The 7022-nt window shown below is 56.9% G+C and carries 2 protein-coding genes, 1 tRNA gene and 6 pseudogenes; 5 read left to right on the forward strand and 4 right to left on the reverse strand.

All coding sequences use genetic code 11. The features are described from left to right. Positions 1-328, forward strand: a pseudogene (locus tag ACTBDU_RS15465) (integrase core domain-containing protein); the annotation flags it as partial. Between the two features lie 303 nt (positions 329-631). Here the strand turns inward: ACTBDU_RS15465 and ACTBDU_RS15470 are convergent. Together ACTBDU_RS15470 and orn are read right to left on the reverse strand one after the other, a co-directional pair. Then, positions 632-706 (reverse strand) — tRNA-Gly (locus tag ACTBDU_RS15470). A gap of 147 nt (positions 707-853) precedes the next feature. Next, complete coding sequence (gene orn, locus ACTBDU_RS15475; RefSeq protein ID WP_438807089.1) at positions 854-1399, reverse strand: oligoribonuclease; 546 nt, start codon at positions 1397-1399, stop codon at positions 854-856. A 102-nt stretch (positions 1400-1501) separates the two neighbouring features. Between orn and rsgA the strand changes: the two are divergent. The 3 genes and pseudogenes from rsgA to ACTBDU_RS15490 all read left to right on the forward strand — a co-directional run. Beyond that, positions 1502-2541: pseudogene (gene rsgA, locus ACTBDU_RS15480) on the forward strand (small ribosomal subunit biogenesis GTPase RsgA). An 83-nt stretch (positions 2542-2624) separates the two neighbouring features. Continuing rightward, positions 2625-3509 (forward strand): archaetidylserine decarboxylase, encoded by an 885-nt coding sequence (gene asd, locus ACTBDU_RS15485; protein ID WP_438807090.1) that lies wholly within the window; start codon positions 2625-2627, stop codon positions 3507-3509. A 179-nt stretch (positions 3510-3688) separates the two neighbouring features. Then, a pseudogene (locus ACTBDU_RS15490) lies at positions 3689-4786 on the forward strand (miniconductance mechanosensitive channel MscM); the annotation flags it as partial. Between the two features lie 125 nt (positions 4787-4911). On the opposite strand, the pseudogene rfbA reads toward ACTBDU_RS15490, so the two are convergent. Continuing rightward, positions 4912-5791 (reverse strand): annotated as a pseudogene (gene rfbA / locus ACTBDU_RS15495) (glucose-1-phosphate thymidylyltransferase RfbA). A 14-nt stretch (positions 5792-5805) separates the two neighbouring features. Continuing rightward, a pseudogene (locus ACTBDU_RS15500) lies at positions 5806-6607 on the reverse strand (GDP-mannose 4,6-dehydratase); the annotation flags it as partial. A gap of 2 nt (positions 6608-6609) precedes the next feature. Here ACTBDU_RS15500 and ACTBDU_RS15505 point away from each other — a divergent pair. Continuing rightward, positions 6610-7022, forward strand: a pseudogene (locus tag ACTBDU_RS15505) (miniconductance mechanosensitive channel MscM); the annotation flags it as partial.

Consider the following 7022-nt stretch of genomic DNA (forward strand, 5'->3'; position numbering starts at 1 on the left):
TGATGTTCCACAGCGATCAGGGTAGCCACTATACGAGCAGGCAGTTCCGACAGTTGCTGTGGCGTTACCGGATCAAACAAAGCATGAGTCGGCGTGGTAACTGTTGGGATAACAGTCCGATGGAGCGGTTCTTCCGCAGCCTGAAGACAGAATGGGTGCCGACAAAGGGTTACAACGGCTTCAGCGAAACAGCTCATGAAATTACCGACTATATCGTGGGATATTACAGCGCACTCAGGCCGCATGAATATAACGGTGGGTTGCCCCACCAAACGAATCAGAAAATAGATACTGGAAAAACGCTAACGCGGTGGCCAGTTTTAGTTGACCACTACACACAGAGCCACCAGACCAGCTTGCCGAAAAGCGTGGTGTTGCGTTTCAAGGGAATATTTACACATCTCAAAGTTATCCATAATGTGCATAATGTCAGCGCCACGGGCACCATCAACAACAGTTCCTTCCAATATCAACGTTTTCTTCTGGCGCCTTGAGCGGAGCGACCTTCAGGGGAAACGCGGTGCGGACGTCACGGAAGATATCCTGGCGGCGTGATTTAGCAGAGGGTATCTGACGTAAGCACAGAGAACGGATGAACGACTGATTGCCTAACGCATAGAAAGGAAGAAATTGGAGCGGGAAACGAGGCTTGAACTCGCGACCCCAACCTTGGCAAGGTTGCGCTCTACCACTGAGCTATTCCCGCTTGGGCGTAACGTGAGAGTCTGACGTTACGGGGAGCGAATTATACGGGAATCGCGCACCTCTGCAAGCCTTTCAGCGTTAAAAAAGGCGTTCGCCGGTGCGATTTGCGTAAAAATGACCACAGCCGCACAGTTTTCGCGGCCACCGTCTACAGACGGATGAAATGCTCGCGATAATAGGCCAGCTCCGCCACCGATTCGCGGATATCGTCCAGCGCCTGATGGGTATTGTTTTTCTTCAGGCCGGACAGAATTTCCGGCTTCCAGCGGCGCGCCAATTCTTTCAGCGTACTGACATCCAGGTAACGGTAGTGAAAATACGCCTCAAGCGCCGGCATATAGCGGAACAAGAAGCGCCGATCCTGACCGATACTGTTGCCGCAAATCGGCGATTTGCCGGCGGGCACCCAGCCGGCGAGAAAGGCTAGGGTCTGCGCCACCGCCGCCTCTTCATCAAGCGCGCTTTGCCGCACCCGGTCAACCAGCCCGCTGGCGGTGTGGGTGCGAACATTCCAGTCATCCATCAGCGCCAGTTGCGCGTCGGATTGGTGTATGGCCAATACCGGACCTTCCGCCAAAATAGCCAGATTGGCGTCAGTGACCAGCGTCGCTATCTCGATAATGCGATCGCGTTCGGGATCAAGCCCGGTCATTTCCAGATCGATCCAAACCAGGTTGTTATCATTTACCGGCATGATTTTCTCGTAGCAAGGGATTTTACGGCTTATCTGGTAGAATACTCTGTATGATAGCCGTTTTCATCGCCACGGGCGATTCATCCGTTTAAGTGAGGCGCAGTGAGCAAAAATAAACTGTCCAAAGGTCAGGAGCGCCGGGTACAAGCCAATCATTAGCGCCGCCTGCAGCAGCGCGAGCGCGGCGCCGCCCATTGGGACGACCAGCAGTTGGGCGAGGCCCAGGAAGGCGTGGTTGTCAGCCGGTTCGGCATGCATGCCGACGTGGAGGACGCCGCCGGACACATTTATCGCTGTAACTTGCGCCGGACGCTGAAATCCCTGGTCACGGGCGATAAGGTGGTCTGGCGCGCCGGCAGTGAACAGCCGTCCAGGGGCAGCGGTATCGTTGAGGCGGTTCATCCGCGCCGTTCCGTGCTGACGCGCCCCGATATCTATGATGGCGTCAAACTGATCGCGGCAAATATGGATCAAATCGTCATCGTCTCCGCCCTTTTGCCCGAGCTGTCTTTAAATATTATTGATCGCTATCTGGTGGCGTGCGAAACGGTGGAAGTCGAGACACTCATCGTACTGAACAAAATCGATCTGCTGACACCGGCAAGCCGCACGGAAGTGGAGCGGCTGATGGCTATTTATCGCCGCATCAGCTATCCGGTGTTGATGGTGTCAAGCCGAACCGGCGAAGGGATGGATCCTTTCCGGGAGGCTTTGACCGGACGCACGAGTATTTTTGCCGGCCAGTCGGGGGCGGGTAAATCGAGTCTGCTTAATACGCTTTTGCCGCCGGAACATGAGAAGATTTTGGTCAAAAGCGTTTCCGATAATTCGTGGCTCGGGCAACATACCACCACCACCGCGCCCGGCTGTATCATTTCAGTCATGGCGGTCATCTTATTGATTCTCCAAGGGTGCGCGAATTTGGCCTGTGGCATTTGGCACCGGAACGCATTGCTCGCGGTTTCATCGAATTCAGGGAGTATCTAGGCACCTGCAAATTCCGCGATTGCCGACATGATACCGATCCCGGCTGCGCGATTCGGGGCGCGGTGGAAAGCGGCGCTATCGCCCGCGAGCGGTCCGATAATTATCATTGCATCCTTGACAGTATGGCCCAGGTCAATGCCCGTAAGTCGTTTTGATGGCCCGATCGCTGACTTTTCACACCACCGCCGGTACAATGCGACCCCTTTTGGCTAAAACACATAACAGGAACGAGGTCCCCGTGCTGGACAGGATAAAGATAGCTTTACAACACTTACTGCCTAAGCGCTGGCTGACGGAGCTGGCCGGTTGGGGCGCTGAACGTCACGGCGGCTGGCTAACCCGCGGAGTCATTACGCTGTTTGTCCGCTGGTATAAAGTCGACATGCAGGAAGCACAGCAGCCGGATGTGGTCGCCTATCCCACATTTAACGCATTTTTTGTCCGGCCGCTGCGCGATGAGGCCCGACCCATTGATGCCGACCCCGCCGTGCTGGTGTTGCCGGCGGACGGGATCATTTCCCAGCTCGGCCCCATTGAGGGCGAGCAGGTGTTCCAGGCGAAGGGGCATCACTACAGCTTAGAAGCGCTGCTGGCCGGTAATGAGTCCATGATCGCCCGGTTTCGCGACGGCAGTTTCGTTACCACCTATCTCGCCCCGCGCGATCATCATCGCGTACATATGCCCTGCAACGGCGTGTTACGCGAAATGTTGTACGTGCCGGGGGAATTGTTTTCGGTGAACCCGTTAACGGCGGCGAATATCCCCAATTTGTTCGCCCGCAACGAGCGGATTATCTGCCTGTTTGATACCGATTTCGGTCCGATGGCGCAGATTCTGGTCGGTGCAACCATTGTCGGCAGCATTGAAACCGTGTGGGCGGGGACCGTCACGCCGCCGCGGGAGGGGATTATCAAGCGCTGGCGCTACCCTCAGGCGGACGCCGACGGGGCGGTGGTACTGCTCAAAGGCCAGGAAATGGGGCGCTTTAAGCTGGGTTCTACCGTTATCAATCTGTTTGCCGGCAAAAATGTGCTGCTGGGCAAACACCTGTATACCCGCTACGTCACCCGCGTCGGTCAGCGACTGGCCCACGGTGTATCGCGCAAACCGACAGCCCGCTGAGCTGATTCACTTACGATTAACTTGAGAGTTTTCACCTTGCGCCTGATTACAATTTTCCTTCTGGGGTGGCTACTGGCCTCCCCGGCCTTCGCCGCCAATCTGCCTGACGAGGGGTAGATCAAAAAAGATCTGCAGCAGGCGCAGGCCACCCACCGGTTGAAGGTGGAAGAGTTGGATTCGCTCAGTTGAGCGCCAATAACCGCCAGGAGCTGTCGCGCCTGCGTGCTGAACTGCTGAAAAAACGCCATGACCGCGCGGATAAGCTGCAGCAGGCGCTGCGCAATCAGCTCAACAGCCTGCGTCAGCAGGAGGCGGAGCAGGCCATTGAGCACACCAAAATGCTGGCGGAGCAGGTCGGCAAGTTGCCCAAGTCAATTGGCAGCCAGTTGCAAACCAATCGCGAACTTTCCACCGCGCTGAATCAACAGGCGCAGCGCATGGACCTTATCACCTCGCAATAGCGTCAGGCCGTTTCGCAAGCCCTGCAGGTATGCCAGGCGCTCACCACGCTGCGCGTGCAGGCGCAATGGCTGGATGAATCTCCGGCGCTGGAGGAAACCCTGCGCGTCCAAGTATCCAGACTGCCGGAAATGCTGAAGCCGCAGCAGCTTGACAGCGATATGGCTCAGCTGCGCGTCCAGCGCCTGCATTTTGAAGACTTGATGAACAAGCTGCCGCAGCTCACCCAAGGCGCACAGGACGATGGTTCACCGCTGGCGTCGGCGCAGCGCCGCATTCTGGACGCGCAGCTCGCCACCCAGCACAACCTGCTCAATGCGCTACTGACCGGGTGCGACACTCAGATTCTGGAGCTTACCAAGCTGAAGGTGGCCAATAGCCAGCTTGAAGAAGCGATGAACGAGATCCAGGAAGCGGCCCACCGCTATTTGTTCTGGGTGGCGGACGTAATCCGATTACGCTTTCCTATCCGCTGCACGTGGGACTTGATCTGCGCCGGCTGGGTGACCCTAGACAACACCTTCAACCAGTTGACTCACGCGCTCGGTATGATGCTGACCAGCCAGGAGACGCTCATCCCACTTTTCGGGGCGCTGCTGCTGGTCGGTTTTAGCCTGAGTTCACGCCGGCATTATCATGCCTTTCTCAATCGATCCAGCAGCCGGGTGGGGAAAGTCAATCAAGACCATTTTTCCCTGACCCTGCGCAATGTGTTCTAGTCGGTGCTGGGATATGGATTGCGTCACGCCTGGCTTTATCCGGTAGCGGTGGCTATCGGCGACGGCGTCAGCGCCACGGTGCCGGTGCTGTGGGTGTTGCCGCCACTTTCGCCTGCACCAGCGCAAACTCCGCAAGTCCCCCGGACGTCAGACAGGGCGCGGCATCACCAAATGCGATGCGGTCCAGGCGGCGGCCGAAAAAGTCGCTCTCCCAGGTCAGGAGATCAATATTGGCGTGGACGGACATTGAGCAGATCCAACAGATATTGGCCATAATCGGTTTTCACCTGCAATTGCTGACGCGCGCCGCACGTCGTCATCATCGAGCCAACCGTTGCGCCAACCGATTTCTTCCAGACAGGCGATTTTAAACCCCAGGTGCTTCTCAACGGTCTGCACAAAGGTACTGGCTTTAATCAGGCTGTCATGAGTGCCGGTATACAGCCAGGCAAAACCTCGCCCCAGCAGTTCGACGTGCAGCCCGCCCTGCTCCAGATACATCTGGTTTATCGACGTAATCTCCAGCTCTCCGCGCTCCGAAGGCGTGACTCGTTTGGCGAAATTTACCACCTGACGATCATAGAAATAAAGCCCGGTCACCGCCCAGCGTGAGCGTGGATGGGCCGGTTTTTCCTCAAGCGCGACGGCGTGAAAATCGTCGTCAAACGCCACCACGCCGAAACGCTCAGGATCCATCACCTGATAGGCGAATAGCGTCGCACCCTGCTCCCGTGACGCCACCTGCCGCAGATTGGGACTGAACCCTTGACCGAAATAGATATTATCGCCGAGCACCAGGCAGCAACGGTCGTCGCTGATAAAGCTTTCGCCAATCAGGAACGCCTGCGCTTATACCCTTGGGACTCAACTGGGCGGTATAAGTCAGACGAACGCCAAACGCCTCGCCCGCGCTGAGCAACCGCTTGAATAACGGCATCTCTTCTGGCGTGGTGATAATCAGAATATCGCAGATCCCCGCCAGCATCAGCACCGATAGCGGTAAATCATCGGCTTGTCGTACACGGGCAACAGCTGTTTGGAGGTGCCGCGAGTAATCGGATAGAGGCGACTGCCGCTGCCGCCCGCCAAGACAATACCTTTCATCTGTTCTCCTCGCTTTACAGGCTTGACCCGAGACCGGGACGTTTGCCACGATAGCTGCCGTCCAGAACGCGCTGCCACCACTCACGATGGGTCAAATACCACTGCACGGTTTTCGCTAGGCCGCTGTCAAAGGTTTCCTGCGGCCGCCAGCCTAATTCCCGGGCAATTTTGCCGGCGTCAATCGCATAGCGTCGGTCATGCCCCGGCCGATCTTCTACAAACGTAATGAGTTGCCTGAACGCCGTGACGCCGGCGGGATGAGACGCGCCGGCCTGCTCCAACAGTGCGCACAGCGCCTTGACTACCTCAATATTGCGCCGCTCGTTATGGCCGCCGATGGTAATAGGTTTCACCAGGATGGCCGCGGGTTACCACCTGATAGAGCGCGCGGGCATGATCTTCCACATACAGCCAATCACGAATCTGGCCGCCGTTGCCGTAAACCGGTAACGGCTTGCCCGCCAGCGCGTTGATAATTATCAGCGGAATCAGCTTTTCAGTGAAATTATATGGTCAATAATTATTGGAGAAATGGGCTACCAGCACCGGTAGACCGTAAGTGCGCATCCAGGCGCGCGCCAAATGATCGCTGGCGGCTTTCGAGGCGGAGTACGAGCTGCTGGGCGCATAGGGCGTGCTTTCGTTGAACCGGCTGCCGTTATCGGGCAAATCGCCGTACACTTCATCGGTGGAGACATGATGAAAGCGAAAGGCGGCACGGGCGGCAGGGGGTAAAGCCTGCCAATATTCGCGCGCCGCTTCCAGAAGGATTGAGGTCCCGGTGATATTGGTGTCGATAAACGCCGCCGGACCGTCATATGGTGTGCGCCCACTTCGCCCGCCCGCAAGGGTTATTCGTCGTACATTTTGGCTGGCCAAAGTAGCAGGTCAAGCGTGCGCTGCGTTATTACACCTTGACTATTGGCATGATCGTACCGCTGATAATGGCGCTGATCTCCTTTGATAATTACAGCGAACGGGAGTTTGCCGCCACCCTGGGCCGATTATGCTTTCCGCTGCTGTGCGTCTGTTTGGCGCAGGTCACCAGCAGCCTGAAACGCGGCGGCCTGCCGCTGTATCTCGATAAGCACGGCGCCGGCGATAACGTCGTTATGGAATCTGATGATCCGCGCGCCTATCGTCGCTGCGGCGCCGGCGACGATAGGCGCGGCTGGAAACCTCGGTATCGATTTGGTTTTTATTACTGATTATCTATCACATCATCCGCCGC

The organism is Sodalis sp. (in: enterobacteria) (assembly GCF_051710625.1).
In the GTDB taxonomy this organism is placed as follows: domain Bacteria; phylum Pseudomonadota; class Gammaproteobacteria; order Enterobacterales; family Enterobacteriaceae; genus JBPESN01.